The sequence below is a fragment of the Lentzea cavernae genome, assembly GCF_014653695.1.
Classification (GTDB): Bacteria; Actinomycetota; Actinomycetes; order Mycobacteriales; family Pseudonocardiaceae; genus Lentzea; species Lentzea cavernae.
In genome coordinates, this window is sequence record NZ_BNAR01000006.1 from 414,550 (window position 1) to 435,196 (window position 20,647).

Consider the following 20,647-nt stretch of genomic DNA (forward strand, 5'->3'; position numbering starts at 1 on the left):
CATGAGGAGTTGAGCCGTCCCCATGGGGTCTGGCCCTGACTGGCATACCAACCCGGTCGACCGTTCGTGCTGCTCTGGGGCACGCAGGTGACCGGAACACTTCTGAGCCTGCTCGGTCTGCTCGCCGTCGTGGCGCTGACCGCGGGCACCTTCATAGCGGTGGCGGCGGAGTTCTCGCTGACCGCGCTGGAACGAAGCACCGTCGAACGCCACGTCGCCGAAGTCGGTGACGCGAAGGCGCGGACCATCGACCGTGCGCATCGCACTCTCTCGTTCCAGCTCTCCGGCGCACAGCTCGCCATCACCCTGACCACGCTGATCACCGGTTACATCGCGGAACCCGCGATCGCGAACCTGATCGAGCCCGGTCTCACCGCGGTCGGCGTGTCCGAACCCGTGGCGGACTGGTTGTCGCTGGCCCTCGCGCTGGCGATCGCCACGGCGTTGTCCATGGTGTTCGGCGAGCTCGTGCCCAAGAACCTCGCGATCGCGAAGCCCCTGGAGACCGCGCGGGGCGTGGTCGGCATCCAGGCGGGGTTCTCGACGGTCTTCCGCTGGCTGATCACCGCGATGAACAACTCGGCGAACTGGCTGGTCCGGCGCTTCGGCGTCGAACCGGTCGAGGAGCTGGCGTCCGCGCGGTCGCCCGAGGAGCTGGGCGCGCTGGTGCGCACCTCGGCGGAGCACGGCACGCTGGACGAGGGCACCGCCGCGCTGCTGGACCGCTCGCTGCGCTTCGGCGACAGGACGGCGGGCGAGCTGATGACGCCGCGTGTGCGCGTGGAGGCCCTCAGAGCGGACGCGACCGTGGCGGACCTCGTGATGAAGGCGCGCGAGACGGGTTTCTCGCGATTCCCGGTGCACAACGGGTCGTTGGACGAGGTCAGCGGCATCGTGCACGTGAAGCAGGCGTTCGCCGTGCCTGCCGCTCTGCGCGCGTCCACGCCGCTGTCGGCGGTGGAGCGGCCCGTGTACTCGGTGCCGGAAACCCTGGAGGGCGACGCGCTGCTGGACCGGCTGCGCGCGTCCGGGCTGCAGACCGCGCTCGTCGTGGACGAGTACGGCGGCACGGCCGGGATGGTGACGCTCGAGGACGTGGTCGAGGAGATCGTCGGCGACGTGCGCGACGAGCACGACCGCGGTGAGGCGGCGCCGGTGCGCTCGCTGGGCAAGGACAGCTGGATCGTGTCCGGGCTGCTGCGCGACGACGAGGTGGCCGACGCGACCGGGTTCCAGATGCCCGAGGGCGACTACGAGACGCTGGCCGGCCTGGTGCTGGCGCGGCTCGGGCGAATTCCGGACGTCGGCGACGAGATCCGCGTCGACGGGTGGAGGGTGACCGTCATGAGGATGGACAAGCACCGCGTGGCCGAGCTGCGGGTGGTGTCGTCCTCGTGAACTTCCTCGTCATAGTCCTGCTGCTGGCGGGCAACGCCTTCTTCGTCGGCGCCGAGTTCGCGGTGATCACCGCGCGCCGGGACCGGCTGGAGGCGTTGGCGGACAAGGGTTCCTCACGGGCCCGCACCGCGATCAAGGCGTCGCAGCAACTGCCGTTGCTGATCGCGGGCGCGCAACTGGGCATCACGCTGTGCTCGCTGGGCCTGGGTGCGATCGCCGAACCCGCTCTGGCCTCCGCGCTGGAGGGGCCCCTCGGCGCCGTGGGGCTGCCGGTGGCCGTGGTGCACGGTGTGGCGTTCGCGGTGGCGTTGGTCATCGTTGTCGCGCTGCACACGATCCTCGGCGAGATGGTGCCGAAGAACCTCGCGATCGCCGGTCCCGAGCGGGCCGCCGTGTGGCTGGTTCCGGTGCACTACGGGTTCTCGCGGATGATCGCGCCGGTGCTGGCGGGCTTCACCGCCGTGGGCCGGTGGGTGCTGCGCCGGTTCGACGTCGAGCCGGTCGACGAGCTGGAGTCGGCCTACACGCCGGACGAGCTGGCGTTGCTGATCGGCCAGTCGCGGTCGGAAGGCCTGCTGGAGGACTCGGAGCACCGGCGGCTCGCGCAGACGTTGTCGTCGGCCGAGCGCACGGTGGCCGACGTCCTGGTGCCGCTGGAGAAGCTCACGACGGTGCCCGCGTTCCCGACCGTCGGCGACATCGAGGCCGCCGTCGCCGCGACCGGGTTCTCCCGCTTCCCCGTGCTCTCCGATGCCGGCCTGGTCGGGTACCTGCATGTCAAGGACGTGCTGGACCTGGAGGGCGTGGCCACCTCGGTGCCGCGCGATCGTGTGCGCGGGCTGCCCGAGGTGCCCGTGGACGCCCACCTGGACGAGGCCCTGGCGGCGTTGCGCCGGGCGCAGTCGCACCTCGCGCGGGCAGTGGGCGCGGACGGTGCCGTGATCGGTGTCGTGGCGTTGGAGGACCTGCTGGAGGAGTACGTGGGCACCGTGCGCGACGGCACCCACGTGCGCTGGGTCTAGCGCGCTGGGATCACGGCGCTGGATTCATGGCGCTGGATCGTCACTTGCGGTGCGGATCTCGAGCATGAGGCAGCCGTGGTCCGTCCGGTAGGGACCGTGGGGCATTCCGGGGCGGCGGCTCGCGAAGTCGCCGGCCCGGAACGTCCGGCCCAGGGTGAGGTCGGTGAGGTCGCCTTCCAGCAGGTAGACCTCCTCGTGGTAGTCGTGGCGGATCACGCCCGTCGTGGTCAGGCCCGGTTCCCAGCGGGCGATCCTCGTCAGGGTCGTGGTGTCCGGGTCGCGGCTCAGGACCCGTTCGGTGACGCCCGGATCGGCCGGGTGCCAGTCGAGCGCGGCCACCGGGAAGAACTCGTGCTCCTCGCGCATCACAACCTCCGGTTCGCGAGCACCGGCAGCTTCGCGCGCACCTCGTCGACGAGGCTGGCGTCCACATCGGACAGGATCGTGCCGGGGGCGCCTTCGAGCCGGTCGCGCACGGTGCCGAACGGGTCGACCACGGCGCTGCGGCCGATTCCCGTGGGGGCGGAGCCGTGGTCCTGGTCGGGGTCGGCCTGGCCGCAGGCGAGGACCCACGAGGTCGCGTCCAGGGCTCGGGCGCGGACCAGGAGGTCCCACTGGTCGGCCTTGCCGGGGCCCGCTCCCCAGGAGGCGCCGAGCAGGACGACGGGCGCGGTCGTCGCGAGGGCGCGGAAGAGTTCGGGGAACCGGACGTCGTAGCAGGTGGCGAGGCCGATCGTGGTGCCGTCGACGTCGAAGGTCACGGGCTTGCCGCCGGGGGTGACGCCGTCGGACTCGCGGAAGCCGAACGCGTCGAACAGGTGGATCTTGTCGTAGCCGAGGTGCAGGCCCGCGCCCGTGACGAGCGTGGTGTTGGCGACCCTGCTCCCCTGCCCCGGTGTGAACATGCCGGCGACCACGACGACGCCGTGCTCGTCGGCGATCTCGCGGACCGCGGTCGCCCACGGGCCGTCGAGGGGTTCGGCGACCGGGCCCAGTGGCACGCCGAAGCGGCACTGAGTGGCTTCCGGGAACTGCACGACGCGTGCACCTCGTTCTGCCGCACTGGCCACGTGGGCGCGCACGGTGGCAAGGTTCTCCTGCGGATCAGCGGTGGAGCTGATCTGGCAAAGCGCGAAGCGCATGATCCTCCTCTGGTATACATGTTGTATGCAGGCTGCAGACTCGTTGTCCGGCAGAGAAAAGGCTTACGAGTTCCTCAAGGACACCATTCTCGCCGACCCCGAGATGCAGGGCCGGTTCATCAGCGAGCAGGACGTCGCCAACCAGATCGGCGTCTCCCGCACGCCGATCCGCGAGGCCCTGCTGCTGCTCGCGGCCGAAGACCTCGTGCAGCTCGTGCCGAAGAAGGGCGCGTACGTCGCGCCCTTGTCCTCGCGGCAGATCAGCGAGCTGATGGAGCTGCGCGGTGTCGTCGAGCGGTACGCCGCCGAGCGCACGATGGCCGAGGGCCTCGTGCCGTTGCGGAAGATGCAGGAGCTCATCGAGCAGCAGCGGTTCCTCGTCGAGGACGCGCGGCAGTTCATCGACGTCGACCGCCAGTTCCACGCGTTGCTGGTCGCGGCGACGGGCAACGAGCTGCTGACGAAGACGTACGAGGGGTTGCGCGCACGGCAGGTGCGCGCGGGCGTGGTCGCGCTGTACCGGGCGCACGGCAGGCAGCAGGCCGTGATCGACGAGCACGACGCGATCGTGGCCGCGCTCGAGTCCGGAGACGTCGGCGCGGCCACCGCGGCGATCACCGCTCACCTGGACACCACGTTGAAGGTGCTGCTCAACGGCTGAAGTTCTTCTTCCGGCTGCGGGTCGCGGCCGAGCCAGAGGCCGACGAGCGTCACCACGCACGCCACGGTGACGTAGAGGCCGACGACCACCCACGTGCCGAACCCGGCCAGCAGCGCGGTGAAGAGCAACGGGGCGATCGCGCCGCCGATCACTCCGGCCAGCGTGTAGGCGAGCGAGCTCCCGGTGTAGCGCAGGCGTTCGGTGAACTGCTCGGCGATGAACGCGGCCTGCGGCCCGTACATGAACGCGTGGAAGCCCAGGCCCACCACGACGCCGACGACGATCAGCGGCCACGACTTCGTGTCGATGAGCGGGAACAGCACGAACGGCCACACCGCGCCGAGCACCGCGGCCACCGCGTAGAGGCCGCGGCGGTTGACCTTGTCGGACAGCCAGCCGGCGAGCGGCATCAGGAACAGCTGGAAGCCCGAGGCGATCAGCACGGCGACGAGGCCGACGTTGCGCGGCAGGCCCAGCTGGGTCGTGAGGTAGGTCAGCACGAACACGGTGTGCAGCGCGTAGAGCACGTCCGGGCCGACGCGGCACAGCACGGCGGCGACCAGCGGCCGGGTCTGCGTGCGGAACACCTCGCTGATCGGCGCGGACGGGCGGTCGCCGCGGGCCTGGATCGCCTTGAAGACCGGGGTCTCCTCCAGCTTCACGCGGATCCACAGCCCGAAGATGACGAGCACCGCGGACAGCAGGAACGCCACGCGCCAGCCCCACGACATGAACGCGGCGTCCGACAGCGCCACGCCGAGGACCGCGAGCACGCCGTTCGCCATCAGGTTGCCGGCGGGCGGGCCGATCTGGGCGGCCGACGCCCAGAAGCCGCGTTGCCGCGGGTCGCCGTACTCGCTCGACAGCAGCACGGCGCCGCCCCACTCGCCGCCGAGGCCGACGCCCTGCGCGAACCGCAGCAGCACGAGCAGCACACCGGCCGCCGGGCCGATCGCGGCGTGCGTCGGCAGCAGGCCGATGAGCAGCGTCGCGACACCGGTGATCAGCAACGTCGTGACGAGCACGCGCTTGCGGCCGATCTTGTCGCCGAGCCGGCCGAACAGGAACCCGCCCAGCGGCCGTGACAGGTAGCCGACGGCGTAGGTCGAGAACGCGAGCAGCGTCGCGGTCAGCGGTTCGGAGCTCGGGAAGAACAACGGGCCCAGCACGACGGCCGCGGCGACGTTGTAGATCGCGAAGTCGTACCACTCCAGGGCGGTACCGGAGAGCGAGGCCACGAAGGCGCGCACGAGGGCGCTGCGGGGCACGTCCGGTGTCCCCGGCTGTGGTGTCCCCGGCTGTGGTGTCCCCGGCTGTGGTGTCCCCGGCTGTGGTGTCCCCGGCTGAGGTGTCCCCGGCTGTGGTGTTGCTGTCGTTGCTGAATCAGGCGGCATGGCGTAATACTGCCTGTATACAACTCGTATGCGCAAGGAGTACCGCATGTCTACCGTTCGTACACAGGCCACTACGCTGTCCTTCGACCTGCCTGACGGCTCCGTCGCCGAGGTCGCCGTGACGACCTTGCTCAACGGCGGCTACGCGGGTCGCAGCCAGGAGGACGTGGCCGCTCACGTGCGCGAACTCGCCGAGCTGGGTGTGCCGGCGCCGTCCGTGACGCCGAGCCTCTACCCCGTTTCGCCGTACCTCGCGCAGCAGACGTCGACGGTGCCCGCGCAGCACGGCAAGACGTCGGGCGAGGCGGAGTGGGCGTTGGTGGTCACTGATTCAGATGTCCTGCTGACGGTCGCATGCGACCACACGGACCGCGCGCTGGAAGTGCACGGAGTGGCCTGGAGCAAGAACGCCGGGCCGGACGTGCTGGGCCGCAAGGCGTGGCGCCTCGCGGACGTGGCGGACCGGATCGACTCGATCGAGCTCACCGCGTGGGCCGGCGGCGTGGAGATCCAGCGCGGCACCCTGGCCGAGCTGCTGACCCCGCGGTACTGGGTGGACCGGCTCGAGGAGCTCGGCCTGCTCGCGCCCGGCACGGTGCTGCTGTCCGGCACGATCCCGATGCACCACGGCGTGGACCAGTTCGCGTCGCGGTGGCGCGTGGAGCTGCGCGACCCGGCCACCGGTGACGTCCTCGACTGCGACTACGAGGTCACGCGGCTGCCCGACCCCATCGGCTGAGCCGGTATGCGTCTCCCGGACCCGTGTCGATCCGGGGGCCGCCGCGTTCGACGTCCCTGTGGAGGACCAACCACAGGGAGGCACACGACATGGGCAAGGTCTACACGGGCGCCAGCACCTCGATCGACGGGTACGTCTCGGGCCCGGACTTCTCCGGCTTCGACAAGCTGTTCGCCTGGTACGAGGCGGGCGACGTGGCGTTCACGGTGCCGACGGGGGCGATGACCGTCCACCTCACGCCGGCCAGCGCCGCCCACTACAGCGGGCTGATCCAGGCGACCGGCGCGTTGGTGGTGGGGCGCAGGCTCTACGACTTCACGAACGGCTGGGGCGGCCAGCACCCGATGGGCGTGCACACCGTCGTGCTCACCCATCGGCCGTTGGAGGACAACGAGCACTTCACGTTCATCAACGGCGGCATCGAGGAAGCCGTTGCGGTGGCTCAGGAGCACGCGGGCGAGAAGGGCGTCGGCCTGAACTCCGGCGAGATCGCGCGGCAGGCGATCGACGCGGGGCTGGTGGACGAGATCTTCCTCGACCTCGTGCCGGTGATCCTCGGCGGAGGCACGCCGTTCTTCGCGCCCGGCAGGGGGTACGAGTTGGAGGGGCCGGTCTCGGTAATCGAGTCGAGGTCGGTCACGCACCTGCGCTACAAAGTGAGGTATGAAGCTCCGGAGGGTGACTGACGCGGACGCGGCGGAGTTGCTCCAGGCCGTTCAGGAATCGCTCGCGCACCTGCGACCGTGGATGCCGTGGGCCGCAGGCGACTACGGCGCGCCGGAACTCGCCGAGTTCCTCGCGGACGCCGCGAACGGCTGGGAGCGCGGAACGCTGTTCCCGCACCTCATCACCGTCGACGACGCGATCGTCGGCCTGGTGACGGCGAACCGGAAGCGCGGCGACGACATCGTGGAGATCGGCTACTGGCTGCATCCCGCGCACACCGGACGGGGTCACGTCACGGCGGCGACGGCGGAGCTGGTCGAGTTCGCGTTCGCGCTGAAGGGCGTGCGCGGGGTCCAGATCTGGCACGACGAGGCCAACGTCGCGAGCAGCGGTGTGCCACGGCGGCTCGGGTTCACCGAGGTCGATCGCCGCACACCGCCGCGCGAACCCGCGATCGGCAACCGCGTCGGGGTGGACGTGGTGTGGGAGCTGCGCCGCTAGACCTCAAGAGGCCAGCGACGCCTTCACCGCGCGGGTGCGGTCGTCGGCGAGGACTTCCTCGTCGCCGTTCTCGATCGCCCGCAGCACCTGGGCGACCAGGTCCTCGGTCGTGATCTTCGGGCCGTCCTGCCCCGCCGCCATGTCGGTGTCGATGAAGCCGGAGTGCACCGCGACGACCTTCGTCCCCTGGTCGCGCAGCGCTTCCCGCGTCGACTTCGTCAGCGACCACGCCGCCGCCTTGGTGGCCGCGTAGCCGCGCCAGGCCGGGCGGCCGATGAACGACAGGATGCTCAGCACGTTGACGATCACGCCGCCGCCGTTGGCCTTGAGCACCGGTGCGAACGCGTCGGTCGTGCGGACAATGCCGAAGAAGTTGACCTCGAACTCCGCCTTGAGGCTGTCGACGTCCGGGCCCGCGACGAGCACGCCGGCGTTGTTGACGACGATCGAGACGTCGCCGAGCTCCTTCGCGGCGGCCTCGACCTGCGCGTCGTCGGTCACGTCCAGCTGAACGGGCACGACGCCCTCGTCGACGATCGTCGCGGGGTTCCGCGCGCCGCCGTAGACCTTCGCGCCGCGCTTCACGAACTCCTGCGCGAACGCCCTGCCGAGCCCGCGGTTGGCTCCGGTCACCAGCACCGCTGCACCGTTGAAGTCCATCACTACCTCCTGAGTTGGCTTTCCCAACTCACGTTAGCGAGGTGGGTTGGATTTGCCAACTCACTGATAGGATGGTCACATGGCACCCCGAACCTGCTCCGTGGCGAACGCCCTGGACGTCGTCGGCGAGCGCTGGTCACTGCTGGCGTTGCGCGAGGTCTTCTTCGGCAACACGCGGTTCGACCAGATCGTGGCGAACACGGGCGCGTCGCGTGACGTGCTGACGGTGCGGCTGAAGAAGCTGGTCGCCACCGGCCTGCTGGAGAAGCACCAGTACTCCGAGCACCCGCCGCGGCACGAGTACCAGCTGACCGACACGGGGCGAGCGCTGCACAACGTGTTCTTGATGCTCAAGGAGTGGGGCGACGACTACGTGACGCAGGGCCCCCTCCCGCTCGTGTACCAGCACTCGTGCGGTCACGTGCTGGAGCCGCGCGTCGTGTGCGCGCACTGCGGCGAGGAAGCGACTCTCGAGTCGCTCAGCCGTGCCGGGGAGCCGACCCACTAAGTTGGGCGGCATGAGTGAGGACGACGAGGACGAGTTCGCCGAGGACGACGACTTCGAGGACGAGGAAGACCCGGACGACCTCTTCGCCGTCACGCCCGAGCCGCGCACGGTCTGCCACCTGTGCGGAGGGGCGAGCTACATCGCCGCGCCCACGCTGGCGATCATCGGTGGTGCGCCGCGGACCGTCGACAACGGGCGCGAGTGCCCGCACTGCAACGGCGCGCGGACGTTCACCGGGCTCGTGCCGCCGCTTTAGCCCTGTTCTCGGCGTGCCAATCGAGGAACTCGGGCACCGACAGGCGCGCCACCTCGTCGCCGATGACGTCGAGGGCCAGGTCGGAGGACCGCTTGAAGCGCACGCAGGTCTTGCCCATGTCGAGCTTCTTGCCGGTCTCCGCCCACCTGGCGCGGAAGGACTCCTCGAACTCCTCCATGACCGTGGTCAGGTAGACGGAGTAGTAGCGCTTCTGGGCGCCGAGGGCGACGTAGAGCAGCGGCTTCTTGTTGTAGGTCGGGCCGCTCACCTCCAGCGGCACCCCGTAGGTGATCAGGCCCCAGTCCAGGGCCTCGACGTACCCGTCGGGGAGGTTGGCCAGGATGACGTCGCGCACGGTCTCGACCTCGGCGCGCTGCTCGTCGGGCAGTTCGGCGAGGTACTGGGCGACCGTGGAGGCGTTGCTCTTCACCATGCGCGTACGGTAATCGCCCGTGGAGGTCCTGACCCGAGCCGAATGGCACCAATTGCGCGATTCGCACGTCACGCGCGTGCGCCGGTTCACGGGTCCGCACCAGGAACGGAAGCTTCGCAAGGAGAAGCACCCGGTCATGGACTTCCTCTTCACCTACTACAGCCATCGGCCCGTGCGGCTCGAACGGTGGCATCCGGGTCCCGGCATCGTCCTCGAGGACGCGGCGGAGTACCTGGCGTTCCCGCACTACAAGCAGGTCGACGAGGGCGTCACGCTCGACGTCGGCAGCTTCCTCGATCAGCGGGCCAAGACGCTGGAGTTCGTGCGGGCGCTGCTCGCGGCGACGCTGGGCCGCCCGGCCCGGCTCGGCTGCTTCGGGCTGCACGAGTGGGCGATGGTCTACCGGCAGCAGCCCGAGGAGGTCCGGCACAACGCGTGGCCGTTGCGGCTGGGCAGCGACGGCACCGACCAGGTGGTCGAGGAGAGCCGGATCCAGTGCGGGCACTTCGACGCGTTCCGCTTCTTCACGTCACCCGCTCGGCCGCGCAACGCTCTGCAGCCCACTCGTGACGACCAGTTGTCGAACGAGCAGCCGGGGTGCCTGCACGCGAACATGGACCTGTTCAAGTGGGCGTACAAAATGGAGCCCGCGACGCCTTCGGAGTTGGTCGCCGACTGCTTCGAACTGGCCGCTGACGTGCGCGAACTCGACATGCAGGCCTCGCCGTACGACCTGGCAGGCCTCGGTTACGGACCGGTGCGGATCGAGACGCCGGAGGGGCGCGCGGAGTACGTCCGGCGGCAGGCGGAGTTCGCCGAACGGGCGCGACCGTTGCGAGAACGGCTCATCTTCGTATGCCAGTCGATACTTGCAGTGACTTCACTCTGCTGACTGAGTTCACCTGTTAGCGTGATTGGCGGTCGTCGGGGGCCGCTGAGTAGTTGTGAGGGATCGATGTCTCGACACCGCACTCTGCGGGCGAAGGTGAAGCGCGGAATCGCCAAGTGGCCCGTGCTCATCGTCGTGCTCGTGGTGCTGCTTGGCCTCAGCTGGCTCGCCCTGTCGTGGGCCGGCGACATCCTCGACAAGCGTTCTCAGGCGTTGGCCCAGAACTGCAGTGAGGGCGACTCGGTGCTGCGCGTGTCCGTGACGCCCAGCGTCGCCGAGGCCGTGAGGGACGTCGCACGCGCGTACAGCGCGACACGGCCCGTTGTGTACGACCACTGCATCGCGATCGAAGTGACTTCCGCGGACTCCTCCGCGGTGCTCGAAGGCCTGACGACGACCTGGGACGAGACGAAGCTCGGCAAGCGGCCCCACGCGTGGCTGCCCGACTCGACGCTCTGGGCGAACAGGCTCACCGCGCTCAACGCGAAGCTGGTCGGCTCGGCGCCGAAGTCCGTCGGCACGTCCCCGGTGCTGCTCGCCGCCCCCGAGGCCGCCGCGCCGGTGCTGAAGGACTTCCGCTGGACGGACATGCCCGAGGTGACGGACTGGGAGAAGTACGGCACGTCCTGGGGCCGGTTCAGCGTCGCGATGCCCGACCCCGCGGCGAACACGGCGTCCGCACTCGCGATCCAGTCGGCGCTGGCCGGCGGCACGGGCCCCGTCACGGCGGAGTCGCTCGGGTCGGACGCGTCGAAGTCGGCTCTGTCCAAGCTCGCGGCCGCCGTGCCGCCGGAGGTGCCGCCCACGACGCGGGACGCGTTGCGGCGCCTGGGTGACAGCGCGACGGTCAACGCGGCGGGCTTCTCGGTCACGCCGGTGTCCGAAGTGGACCTGTTCAAGCACAACACGGGCAAGGAAGCCCCGTCGAAGCCGTTGGTCGGCGTGCTGCCGGCCGGACCGGCCCCGGTGGCGGACTTCCCGTACGTCGCCCTGGGCGGCACCGAGGTGGGCGAGGCGGAAGTGCGTGCGGCGCAGGCGTTCCGCGACTTCATGACCGAACCCTCGCAGCAGGCGATCCTCGCCAAGGGCGGGTTGCGGGTGGAGTCCACTCAGGACCGTCCGTCGCCGTCGCCGGGTGTCTCGTGGGCCCCCGTCACGGAGAACCTCGTCGCCGCCGACGCCACGACGACCCAGCAGATCTCCTCGGCCTGGCAGTCCGCCGACCGCGGCGGCCAGGTGGTCACGGTGCTCGCGGACGTCTCCACGTCGATGAAACCCCGGCTGGACAAGGTGAAGGCCGCGCTGCGCGGCCAGGTGGACAGGTCGGTGTCGGGCTCGTTCGGGCTGTGGGAGTTCGCGCGCGACCTCGACGGTTCCAAGCCGGTCAAGCAACTGGTCGCGACCGCGCCGGTCAGCGAGAAGCGCGAGGCGTTGCGCAGGTCGATCGACGCGCTCAAGACCGCGGAGGGTTCGCAGCTCTACAGCGCGCTCGCGACCTGTTACGAGACCGCGCACGACGGGTTCGTGGCCGGGCGGGTCAACCGGGTCGTGGTGATCACCGACGGCAAGTCCGACGGCGGCATCGACCTGGCGGCGCTCAAGGCGCAGTTGCACGGGACGGACCTGCCGGTCAGCTTCATCGCGATCGGCGGTGACGTCGACAGGGACGCGCTGACGGACATCGCGCAGACGACCGGCGGTTCGGTGTCGGTGGTGGAGAACGAGAACGGCGTGGAGGCCGCGCTCGGTCAGGTGCTGTCCACGAAGGCCTGACCGAGGCGGTCCTCGTCAGGCCGCGTTGAAGCGGTCCGGGTCGGGGCCGGTGCGGGTGCCGTTGTCGAGCTCGGTGATCACCAGCATGTCGTCGTTGGCCAGCTCGAAGTCGAAGATGTCGATGTTCTCCTTGATCCGGTACGGCGTGACGGACTTCGGGATCACGACGATGCCGAGCTGCACGTGCCAGCGCAGCACGATCTGGGCCGGTGTCTTGCCGTACTTCTCGGCGAGGGCGGCGATGTCGGGTTCGCGCAGCAGCGCGCCCTGCCCCAGCGGTGACCACGCCTCGGTGGCGATGCGGTGCGTCACGTGCACCTTGCGCATCTCCTCCTGCTGCAGCAACGGGTGCAGCTCGATCTGGTTCACCGCCGGGGTGGTCGGGAACTCGTCGAACAGGCGCTGCAGGTGCGGGGTGTGGAAGTTCGAGACGCCGATCGCGCGCACCCGGCCGTCCGAGTACAGCTGCTCCAGCGCGCGCCAGCTCTCGGCGAAGAGGTCGCGCTTCGGCGTGGGCCAGTGGATGAGGTAGAGGTCGAGCACGTCGAGGCGCAGGCGGCGCAGGCTCTCGTCGAACGCGCGCAGCGTCGAGTCGTAGCCCTGGTCGGCGTTCCACAGCTTCGTCGTGATGAAGAGGTCCGGGACGCCGGCGATCGCGTCGCCGACACCGGACTCGTTGCCGTAGGCCGCGGCCGTGTCGATGCTGCGGTAGCCGGCCTCGATCGCCGTCGTGACCGCACCGGCCACCTGGTCCTCCGGCACCTGGTAGACGCCGAAGCCGAGTTGGGGGATCCGTACTCCGTTGTTCAACGAGATCAGCGGAACCATGCGGGTAGCTTCGCACCGTTGTAGACGTCCTGCATCGCCTTCACCGCGTCGATGATTTCGGTTCGCACTTCGTTCGGCGCCAGGACTTCCACGTCCGCACCGAATTTGAGCAGGTCAGCGACGGCGTGCCGGTTCGACTCGGTGGGAAAGCCGAACTCCTGCCCCGGCCGCGGTGCCAGCTCACGGATCGCGCGTGCCTGGTAGCCGCTGAGCAGGTACTGGGTCTTGTCCAGTCCGGACCGCGTCATGCGCACCTCGACGCGTTCGCCGTACATGCGCGCCTCGAACTGCTCCGACCACTCGGCCCAGAAGCGTGCGAGGTCGAAGTCGCCGGGACGGTCGAACGTCTCGGGCAGGGCCTGCGACGACAGCACGCGGGAGACGCGGTAGGTGCGCCCGCTGCCGACGAAGTACCAGGTGCCCGCCTTGAGCACGAGGCCGTACGGGTCGACCTCGCGCTCGACCGTGTCGCCGCCCCACCGCTGGTAGGTCATGCGGACCCTGCGCTGCTCCCAGACGGCGTCGGCGATCGTGGCGAGGTGCTCGGCGGGTTCGTCGCCGCGGAACCACGACGGGGTGTCGAGGTGGAAGCGCTGGCGGATCTGCTCGGCGCGCGAGCGCAGCTCGGTCGGCAGCGCGGCGAGGAGCTTGAGCTGGGCGGCGGCCGCGAACTCCCCCAGCCCCAGCGCCTGCGCGGGTCCCGGGAGGCCGGCGAGGAACAACGACTGCGCCTCGCCGGTCGTCAGGCCGGTCAGCCGGGTGCGGTACCCGTCCACCAGCTGGTAGCCGCCGGCCGGGCCGCGGTCGGAGTAGATCGGGATGCCGGACGCCGACAGGGCCTCGACGTCGCGGTAGATCGTGCGCGGCGAGACCTCCAGCTCCTCGGCCAGCTCGTCCGCCGTCATCCGGCCCCTCGACTGCAGGAGCAGGAGGACCTGGATGAGCCTTCCGGATTTCATGGGGATGAACCTGACACGATCTGTCAGGAATTACCAGCACAGTGACGGTCATGAAGGCAACCGGAACCATCGAAGTGAAGAGCTGGGACGAGAAGACCTGGGACGGCCGCCCCTACAAGGAGGTCGAGGGCCGCAAGCTCACCGAGGCGCACGTCCAGTTCTCGTACGCGGGCGACGTCAGCGGCGCCGGGAGCTGCCGGTACCTCATGTACTACGGCGACGACGTGGCGTGGACGACCGCGCTGGAGGAGATCGTGACCGACGAGGGCACGCTGGTGCTGCGGCACGTCGGCGCCTACCGGTCCTCTGTGGAGGGCTCCACGGAGGTCGTCGACGGCACCGGGAGGTACCTGAACGCGCGAGGTGCGGTGACGGTCGTCTGGGCGGAGGATGGCAGCGGTACCTACACCCTGGAGTGCGAGGTCTGACGATGACCAACGCCCCCGTCTACGACGCGGCCAAGCACCGGATCACCTCGCTGGTCGAGGGCCGTGACCCCGTCACGCCCGTGGCGGCGACGCCCGGCTGGTCGGTCAAGGACGTGGTGGCGCACCTCGCCGGCGGTCTGCGCGACTTCGTGGACCGCCGGTTCGACGGCGTCGAGTCCGGTGAGTGGGGCGAGCGGCAGGTCCGCGACCGGCGCGGCAACACGCTGTCCGACGCCTTCGCCGAGTGGGACGCGAACCTGGAGCTCGCCAGGCCGTTGTTCGACACGCCGATGGGGCCGGTGCTGGTGTCCGAGGTGATCGCGCACGAGCACGACCTCCGCGCGGCGCTGGGGGTTGCTGGTGACCGGGACGGCGTCGAGGTGCGGGCGGCGCTGGTGCGGCCGTTGCAGCAGCTCGACCAGCGGATGCGGGAGAACGACGTGCCGGCGTTGCGGATCGCGCTGGAGCACGGCGACCGCGTGCTCGGCCACGGCGAGCCCGCCGGGACGTTGCGGACGACGTCGTTCGAGCTGATGCGCGCCATCGGCGGGCGGCGGTCGGCCGACCAGATCAAGGCGCTGGACTGGGACGGTGATCCGGACGTGTGGATCTCGTCGCTCGCGTTGTTCGGACGGCACCGCGCGGAGCCGTTCGAGGAGTAGCTTTCCCGCGTGACCGACTGGCTCTCCGACACCCGCGACTCCTACGACACGGTGGCGGTCAGCTACGCCGACCACACGCGCGACCTCCTGGACGGCCTACCCCACCTGCGGGCGGCGTTGCGGGTGTTCGCGGAGCAGGTGAGCGGGCCGGTCGCCGACGTCGGCTGCGGGCCCGGTCAGATCACGGCGCTGCTGCACGGGATGGGCGTGGACGCGTCCGGCATCGACCTCTCCCCCGCGATGGTCGCGCTGGCCCGGAGCGAGCACCCCGGCCTGCGGTTCGAGGTGGGGTCGATGACCGAACCGCTCCCCGGTCCGCTCGGCGGGATCATCGCCTGGTGGTCGCTGATCCACGTGCCGGACGACCTGGTGCCCGTGGTGTTCGGGCACTTCCACGACGCGTTGCAGCCGGACGGGTTGCTGCAGCTCGGTTTCCACGTCGGTGACCGCACGAACCTGAAGACGCAGGGCTACGGCGGGCACCCGATGCGGGTGCACGTTCACTTGCGACCGCCGGAACGGGTCGCGGACTGGCTGCGGGCGGCCGGGTTCACCGTCGAGGCGCAGTGGCTGCTCGGCACCGATGGCGCCATCCTCTTCGCACGGCGCGGGTGAGACCATCGGACCGTGTCAGATGAACAGACGTGCCAGCGGTGCGGCGAGACGGTGGAGCTCGAGAAGGAAGACTTCGAGCTCTTCGAGCGGATGCACCCCGACTGCTTCCACTTCGCGTTCGAGCACGACCTGACCAAGCCGGGCATCGGCGCCGACGAGAACTGCGGCGACGACGCCTGCCCCGTCGGGGCGTGAAAAAGGGGCGCACCCCCGAGTGCGCCCCTTCGTCGTGCCGGATCAGCTGCTGTACGCCTCGAGGGGCGGGCAGGAGCAGACCAGGTTGCGGTCGCCCTTGGCGCCGTCGATGCGGCGGACCGGCGGCCAGATCTTCGGGGTGCTGCTCTGCCCGGCGGGGAAGACGGCCTCCTCGCGGGTGTACGGGTGGTTCCACTCGCCGGTGGTCACGCAGGCCGCGGTGTGCGGGGCGTTGCGCAGCGGGTTGTCCTCGACGGGCCACTCGCCGGCGCCGACGCGGTCGATCTCGCGCTTGATCGCGATCATGGCGTCGATGAACCTGTCGATCTCGGCCAGGTCCTCGGACTCGGTCGGCTCGACCATCAGCGTGCCGGCGACCGGGAACGACATGGTCGGGGCGTGCAGGCCGTAGTCGGCGAGGCGCTTGGCCACGTCGTCCACCGTCACGCCGGTGGCCTTGGTGATCGGGCGCAGGTCGAGGATGCACTCGTGGGCCACGAACCCGCCCTCGCCGGTGTAGAGGACCGGGTAGTGCTCGTCGAGGCGGCGGGCCACGTAGTTCGCGGCGGCCACGGCGGTCAGGGTCGCGCGGCGCAGGCCGTCGCCGCCCATCATGCGCACGTACGCCCACGAGATCGGCAGGATCGACGCGGAACCCCACGGGGCGCCCGAGATCGGGCCGACACCCGTGGCCGGACCGGCGGTCGGCTGCAGCGGGTGGTTCGGCAGGAACGGGGCGAGGTGGGACTTCACGCCGATCGGGCCGACGCCGGGGCCACCGCCGCCGTGCGGGATGCAGAACGTCTTGTGCAGGTTCAGGTGCGAGACGTCCGAACCGAACTTGCCGTAGCGGGCGAGGCCGATCAACGCGTTGAGGTTCGCGCCGTCGACGTACACCTGGCCGCCCGCGTCGTGGACCAGGCCGCAGACCTCGCGGACGGTGTCCTCGTACACGCCGTGGGTCGACGGGTAGGTGATCATGATCGCGGCCAGGTCGTCCGCGTGCTCCGCGACCGTGGTGCGCAGGTGGCCCATGTCGATGTTGCCCTTGTCGTCGCACTTCACGACGACGACGCGCATGCCGGCCATGACGGCGGACGCGGCGTTGGTGCCGTGGGCGGACGACGGGATCAGGCAGACGTCGCGGTCGGCGTTGCCGTTCGCGCGGTGGTACGCGCGGATCGCCAGCAGGCCGGCGAACTCACCCTGCGAACCGGCGTTGGGCTGCAGCGAGACGGCGTCGTAGCCGGTGACCTCGGCGAGCCACGCCTCCAGGTCGGACACGATCTTCAGCAGACCGCGGGCGTCCTCGACGGGCGCGAACGGGTGCAGCGTCGAGAACTCCGGCCACGTGATGGACTCCATCTCCGCGGTGGCGTTCAGCTTCATCGTGCAGGAGCCGAGCGGGATCATGCTGCGGTCCAGGGCGACGTCCTTGTCGGACAACGCGCGCAGGTAGCGCAGCAGCGCGGTCTCGGAGCGGTGCGCGTGGAAGACCGGGTGGGTCAGGTAGTCCGAGGTGCGGCGCAGGTCGCCCGGGATGCCGTCGGCGGTGTCGGCGTCGATGGCGTCCACGTCGGACCCCGTGACGCCGAAGGCCTCCCACACCGCGACGATGTGCGCCCGCGTGGTCTTCTCGTCGCAAGCGATTGCGACGTGGTCGGCGTCGACGAGGCGCAGGTTGATGCCGGCCTCGCGGGCCTTCTCGACGACCCCGGCCGCGCCACCCTCGACGCGGACCTGGACGGTGTCGAAGAACTCGCCGTGCACGACGTCCAGACCGGCCTCGCACAGGCCCGTGGCGAGCACGGTCGCGAGGCGGTGCACGCGGGTCGCGATCGAACGCAGGCCCTCGGGACCGTGGTAGACGGCGTACATGGACGCGATCACGGCCAGCAGCACCTGCGCGGTGCAGATGTTCGACGTGGCCTTCTCGCGGCGGATGTGCTGCTCGCGCGTCTGCAGCGCGAGGCGGTAGGCCAGCGAGCCGTCGGCGTCGACGGAGACACCGACGAGGCGGCCGGGCAGCTGGCGCTCCAGACCGGACCGGACGGCCATGTACCCGGCGTGCGGGCCGCCGAAGCCGATCGGCACGCCGAAGCGCTGGGTGGTGCCGACGACGACGTCCGCGCCGATCTCACCGGGCGCGCGCAGCAGCGTCAGCGCCAGCAGGTCGGCGACGACGACGGCCTGAGCGCCGGCGGCGTGGATCTCCTCGATCAGGCCGGCCTGGTCACGCACCACACCGGACGCGCCGGGGTAGGACAGCAGGACGCCGTAGAAGTCGCCGCCCAGGCCCAGGCCCTCGATGCCCTGCGACAGATCGGCGACGACGATCTCGATGCCCAGCGGCTCGGCGCGCGTCTCGATGACGGCGAGCGTCTGCGGAAGCGTGTCGGCGTCGACGACGAACTTGTTCGACTTGGACTTGCCCGCGCGGCGCACCAGCGTCATCGCCTCGGCGGCGGCGGTCGACTCGTCCAGCATGGACGCGTTCGCCGTCGGCAGGCCCGTCAGGTCGCCCACCATGGTCTGGAAGTTCAGCAGCGCCTCGAGACGGCCCTGCGAGATCTCCGGCTGGTACGGCGTGTAGGCGGTGTACCAGGCGGGCGACTCGAGCACGTTGCGCAGGATCACGCCCGGCGTCACGGTGTCGTAGTAGCCCAGGCCGATCATCTGCGTCATCGGGCGGTTCTGCGACGCGAGCTCGCGCAGCTCCGCGAGCGCCTCGGTCTCGGTGGCCGGGGCGGGCAGGTCCAGCACGAGGTCGCGCTCGTGGATGGACGAAGGCACCGCGTGCTGCGCCAGCTCCTCGAGCGATCCGACGCCGATGACGTCGAGGATGCGCGCGAGTTCGGCGGGACGCGGGCCGACGTGGCGGTCGGCGAACGGGGTGCCGTGCTCGAGAGCGGCGAGCGGAATGCGGTCCTGCGTCATCAAACGCCTCCGGATGGCTTGAGGGCACACGTGTCCTGTGCCCTCCCCGCTCTGTCCGTACCCCGAAGGGCGCCTGAGAGGTTCACCCACCAGGAAGGCTGGGCTTTCACCGTCGGCGGGATCTCGGAAGATCCACTTTCCAGAGGCGTCTCGCTCGGCGGTCCTGGATGCCTGAGAGGTTCCCGGGGAGGGACTTGCTCCTTCGGCGCCGGGCTCGTGGTCCCGGTCTCTCCCGCCTGAGTTCAGCGACTACCCGAGAAGAATACCCGCAGGCAGCCCCGGTAGTCCCCAGGGACGCGACCTACATCTCAGCACCAAGACCGCCCAGAGCCGCCGACACCGGGTCGGCGGGGTCGTCCCGCAGCGCCACGAGCAGGTGGCGGGTGCCCACGACCTGGTCTCCCCGCTTGGCCGCGACGAGCTTCGCCCGTTCCACCGCGCGCTCGACCGGACCGCCACCGGGCAGCGCGGCCGGGTCCACACCGGCCTCGCGCAACGCCGCCGCGGCGTCCGACTCGAACTCGCGCTTGAGCCTGCGGCCCGCCACCTCCAGCTGGTGGTCGACCGTCAGCACCGCCTCCACGAGGTCGCGCGACGTGATGTCCCGCTTCGCGGCCCTGGCGAGGCGCTCGGCCTCGTTGCGCACGACGGTCAGCACCGGACCGCCCAGGCCCTGCCCGCGGGCGACCCAGCGGACCAGCCAGCGCACGTACCCGCCGCCGGAGTCCCCCTCCAGCGCGCCCGCCTTGCGCAGCAACCGCACGGCGGGCGCTTCCTCGACCTCCGCGTGGGTGCGCCCGGCGTCGGCCCGCACGGCGGCGGCCGTCGCCTCGACGTCCACCCCGCGCAGGACGAACAGGTCGGCGGCGCGCCCGGTCCGCTGCGCCAGCAACGCGAGCGCGAGGTGGGTGGTGGTCAGCACGCCGTCGCCCGCCTGGGCGACAGCGGCGCGCAGGCACTCCTGCAGAGCGCCGCTGACGGGCGGAGCGGTGTCCACGAGGGCGCGGTCGGCGGCGGTGTTGATCAGCGCCGTGACAGCCGGGTCGGGTTCGGCGGCGACGCCGCCGTCGTCATCGGCCCAGTGCTCGGGGCCGCGCGCCATCGCCTGCGCCGCCAGCGACCTCACGCCGAGCTTGCGGCCGGGTCCGGTCGTGTCGATCAGCGAGATCAGCAGGTTCTCGGTGCCGAGGAAGCCGAACTCCAGCCGGGCCGCGCGCTTCACCGCGGCGGCCAGCACCTTCACGACCTGCACGGAGGGGACGGCGGAAGGGGTGTGCGTCATGCGGAGAACGCTAGGGACCGAGGCGCCCTCCGCGCTGCTGCCGACCGGCCATCCGCGACGGCCGGTCGGCCATGATCACGGTGGCGATCGGCCGGGTCCGGTCAGCCGGTGGCGCGCTCGCGACGCCGGCGGGTCAGCTCGTCCTCGGTCATCGGGGCGATCTCGACGCCGTCCGCGCGTTCGGCCGGGAACTCGTGGATCGTGCCGGAGATCTCCCGCATCGCACCGCTCACCGCGATGCCGAACACGCCCTGACCGCCCTGCAGCAGGTCGACGACCTCTTCCGGCGACGTGCACTCGTAGACGGTGGTGCCGTCCGAGAAGAGCGTGATCCGCGCCAGGTCCTGCACGCCGCGGCGGCGCAGGTGGTCGACCGCGACCCTGATGTTCTGCAACGAGACACCGGTGTCCAGCAGCCGCTTCACGACCTTGAGCACCAGGATGTCCTTGAAGGAGTACAGCCTCTGGCTGCCGGAGCCGTGGGCCATCCTTATCGTCGGCGCGACCAGCCCGGTCCGCGCCCAGTAGTCGAGCTGCCGGTACGTGATACCCGCGATCTGGCACGCCGCGGGCCCTCGGTACCCGACGAGCTCGTCCGGCAGCGAGGAGTCCGGGAACAGTTCACCCTGCAGCCCGGATTCGGCCCTCAAGGGCGCTTCCTCGACCACGCCTGCCTCCCCTCGGAACGGCCACGAAACT

The 20,647-nt window shown here is 70.5% G+C and carries 24 protein-coding genes and 2 riboswitches; of the genes, 14 read left to right on the forward strand and 10 right to left on the reverse strand.

Going from position 1 to position 20,647, the window contains the following annotated elements:
• The first annotated feature begins 87 nt into the window (after window positions 1-87).
• The gene (locus tag IE307_RS22265; protein ID WP_191300576.1) at window positions 88-1,398 is read left to right on the forward strand and encodes a hemolysin family protein; all 1,311 of its coding nucleotides are present in this window, start codon (window positions 88-90) and stop codon (window positions 1,396-1,398) included.
• A complete protein-coding gene (locus tag IE307_RS22270) occupies window positions 1,395-2,420 on the forward strand; it encodes a hemolysin family protein (protein WP_191300578.1) in 1,026 nt (341 codons plus the stop codon). Before IE307_RS22265 ends, IE307_RS22270 begins: the two co-directional genes overlap by 4 nt.
• 24 nt (window positions 2,421-2,444) lie before the next feature.
• Here IE307_RS22270 and IE307_RS22275 read toward each other — a convergent pair whose 3' ends face one another.
• Window positions 2,445-2,786, reverse strand: a complete 342-nt coding sequence (locus tag IE307_RS22275) for a cupin domain-containing protein (protein WP_229904961.1) — start codon at window positions 2,784-2,786, stop codon at window positions 2,445-2,447.
• On the reverse strand, window positions 2,786-3,562 hold the full coding sequence (locus tag IE307_RS22280; RefSeq protein ID WP_191300582.1) for a carbon-nitrogen hydrolase family protein: 777 nt from the start codon (window positions 3,560-3,562) through the stop codon (window positions 2,786-2,788). Before IE307_RS22280 ends, IE307_RS22275 begins: the two co-directional genes overlap by 1 nt.
• Window positions 3,563-3,587: 25 nt before the next feature.
• Here IE307_RS22280 and IE307_RS22285 point away from each other — a divergent pair, with 25 nt between their 5' ends.
• Entirely contained in the window at window positions 3,588-4,223 is a 636-nt protein-coding gene (locus tag IE307_RS22285) for a GntR family transcriptional regulator (protein ID WP_191300584.1), read from the forward strand.
• Here the strand turns inward: IE307_RS22285 and IE307_RS22290 are convergent.
• Window positions 4,184-5,491 carry an MFS transporter gene (locus IE307_RS22290; protein ID WP_229904962.1) on the reverse strand — a complete coding sequence of 436 codons (1,308 nt, stop codon included), beginning with the start codon at window positions 5,489-5,491 and terminating at the stop codon, window positions 4,184-4,186. The genes IE307_RS22285 and IE307_RS22290 overlap by 40 nt on opposite strands.
• 172 nt (window positions 5,492-5,663) lie before the next feature.
• Here IE307_RS22290 and IE307_RS22295 point away from each other — a divergent pair, with 172 nt between their 5' ends.
• The 3 genes from IE307_RS22295 to IE307_RS22305 all read left to right on the forward strand — a co-directional run bounded on the left by IE307_RS22295 (window position 5,664) and on the right by IE307_RS22305 (window position 7,523).
• Window positions 5,664-6,356, forward strand: coding sequence for a DUF2848 domain-containing protein (locus IE307_RS22295; protein ID WP_191300589.1), 693 nt, complete (start codon window positions 5,664-5,666; stop codon window positions 6,354-6,356).
• A gap of 89 nt (window positions 6,357-6,445) precedes the next feature.
• Complete coding sequence (locus IE307_RS22300) at window positions 6,446-7,042, forward strand: dihydrofolate reductase family protein (protein WP_191300591.1); 597 nt, start codon at window positions 6,446-6,448, stop codon at window positions 7,040-7,042.
• Window positions 7,035-7,523, forward strand: a complete 489-nt coding sequence (locus tag IE307_RS22305; RefSeq protein WP_229904963.1) for a GNAT family N-acetyltransferase — start codon at window positions 7,035-7,037, stop codon at window positions 7,521-7,523. The genes IE307_RS22300 and IE307_RS22305 overlap by 8 nt, the downstream gene beginning before the upstream one ends.
• A gap of 3 nt (window positions 7,524-7,526) precedes the next feature.
• On the opposite strand, the gene IE307_RS22310 is transcribed toward IE307_RS22305, so the two are convergent.
• Window positions 7,527-8,183 (reverse strand): SDR family oxidoreductase, encoded by a 657-nt coding sequence (locus IE307_RS22310; protein ID WP_191300595.1) that lies wholly within the window; start codon window positions 8,181-8,183, stop codon window positions 7,527-7,529.
• Window positions 8,184-8,262: 79 nt separating this feature from the next.
• On the opposite strand from IE307_RS22310, the gene IE307_RS22315 reads away from it, so the two are divergent.
• Together IE307_RS22315 and IE307_RS22320 are read left to right on the forward strand one after the other, a co-directional pair.
• Window positions 8,263-8,691 carry a winged helix-turn-helix transcriptional regulator gene (locus tag IE307_RS22315; protein ID WP_191300597.1) on the forward strand — a complete coding sequence of 143 codons (429 nt, stop codon included), beginning with the start codon at window positions 8,263-8,265 and terminating at the stop codon, window positions 8,689-8,691.
• Window positions 8,692-8,701: 10 nt separating this feature from the next.
• Complete coding sequence (locus IE307_RS22320; protein ID WP_084401880.1) at window positions 8,702-8,947, forward strand: hypothetical protein; 246 nt, start codon at window positions 8,702-8,704, stop codon at window positions 8,945-8,947.
• Here the strand turns inward: IE307_RS22320 and IE307_RS22325 are convergent.
• Complete coding sequence (locus IE307_RS22325; protein ID WP_191300600.1) at window positions 8,922-9,380, reverse strand: DUF1801 domain-containing protein; 459 nt, start codon at window positions 9,378-9,380, stop codon at window positions 8,922-8,924. The genes IE307_RS22320 and IE307_RS22325 overlap by 26 nt on opposite strands.
• Before the next feature lie 19 nt (window positions 9,381-9,399).
• Between IE307_RS22325 and IE307_RS22330 the strand changes: the two genes are divergently transcribed.
• Together IE307_RS22330 and IE307_RS22335 are read left to right on the forward strand one after the other, a co-directional pair.
• Entirely contained in the window at window positions 9,400-10,272 is an 873-nt protein-coding gene (locus IE307_RS22330; protein WP_191300602.1) for a 3-methyladenine DNA glycosylase, read from the forward strand.
• 63 nt (window positions 10,273-10,335) lie between these two features.
• Window positions 10,336-12,042 (forward strand): substrate-binding domain-containing protein, encoded by a 1,707-nt coding sequence (locus IE307_RS22335; RefSeq protein WP_191300604.1) that lies wholly within the window; start codon window positions 10,336-10,338, stop codon window positions 12,040-12,042.
• A 15-nt stretch (window positions 12,043-12,057) separates the two neighbouring features.
• Here IE307_RS22335 and IE307_RS22340 read toward each other — a convergent pair whose 3' ends face one another.
• Together IE307_RS22340 and IE307_RS22345 are read right to left on the reverse strand one after the other, a co-directional pair.
• The gene (locus IE307_RS22340) at window positions 12,058-12,870 is read right to left on the reverse strand and encodes an aldo/keto reductase (protein ID WP_191300606.1); all 813 of its coding nucleotides are present in this window, start codon (window positions 12,868-12,870) and stop codon (window positions 12,058-12,060) included.
• Window positions 12,858-13,829, reverse strand: coding sequence for a helix-turn-helix transcriptional regulator (locus IE307_RS22345; RefSeq protein ID WP_191300608.1), 972 nt, complete (start codon window positions 13,827-13,829; stop codon window positions 12,858-12,860). The genes IE307_RS22340 and IE307_RS22345 overlap by 13 nt, the downstream gene beginning before the upstream one ends.
• Before the next feature lie 50 nt (window positions 13,830-13,879).
• Here IE307_RS22345 and IE307_RS22350 point away from each other — a divergent pair, with 50 nt between their 5' ends.
• The 4 genes from IE307_RS22350 to IE307_RS22365 are packed head-to-tail and all read left to right on the forward strand — an operon-like array spanning window position 13,880 to window position 15,729.
• Window positions 13,880-14,257, forward strand: a complete 378-nt coding sequence (locus IE307_RS22350; RefSeq protein ID WP_191300610.1) for a DUF3224 domain-containing protein — start codon at window positions 13,880-13,882, stop codon at window positions 14,255-14,257.
• 2 nt (window positions 14,258-14,259) lie between these two features.
• Entirely contained in the window at window positions 14,260-14,919 is a 660-nt protein-coding gene (locus IE307_RS22355) for a maleylpyruvate isomerase mycothiol-dependent enzyme family protein (RefSeq protein ID WP_191300612.1), read from the forward strand.
• Between the two features lie 9 nt (window positions 14,920-14,928).
• A complete protein-coding gene (locus IE307_RS22360; protein ID WP_191300614.1) occupies window positions 14,929-15,534 on the forward strand; it encodes a class I SAM-dependent DNA methyltransferase in 606 nt (201 codons plus the stop codon).
• A gap of 12 nt (window positions 15,535-15,546) precedes the next feature.
• Window positions 15,547-15,729, forward strand: a complete 183-nt coding sequence (locus IE307_RS22365) for a hypothetical protein (protein WP_191300616.1) — start codon at window positions 15,547-15,549, stop codon at window positions 15,727-15,729.
• A 42-nt stretch (window positions 15,730-15,771) separates the two neighbouring features.
• On the opposite strand, the gene gcvP is transcribed toward IE307_RS22365, so the two are convergent.
• From gcvP to IE307_RS22380, 3 genes are all read right to left on the reverse strand, one after another.
• Window positions 15,772-18,666, reverse strand: coding sequence for an aminomethyl-transferring glycine dehydrogenase (gene gcvP, locus IE307_RS22370; RefSeq protein WP_191300619.1), 2,895 nt, complete (start codon window positions 18,664-18,666; stop codon window positions 15,772-15,774).
• A gap of 49 nt (window positions 18,667-18,715) precedes the next feature.
• A riboswitch (glycine riboswitch) is annotated at window positions 18,716-18,811 on the reverse strand.
• A 3-nt stretch (window positions 18,812-18,814) separates the two neighbouring features.
• Window positions 18,815-18,911, reverse strand: a riboswitch (glycine riboswitch).
• Between the two features lie 56 nt (window positions 18,912-18,967).
• Window positions 18,968-19,948, reverse strand: a complete 981-nt coding sequence (locus tag IE307_RS22375) for a Clp protease N-terminal domain-containing protein (protein ID WP_191300622.1) — start codon at window positions 19,946-19,948, stop codon at window positions 18,968-18,970.
• 101 nt (window positions 19,949-20,049) lie between these two features.
• Window positions 20,050-20,616 (reverse strand): MerR family transcriptional regulator, encoded by a 567-nt coding sequence (locus IE307_RS22380; RefSeq protein ID WP_030476305.1) that lies wholly within the window; start codon window positions 20,614-20,616, stop codon window positions 20,050-20,052.
• Window positions 20,617-20,647 lie beyond the last annotated feature (31 nt).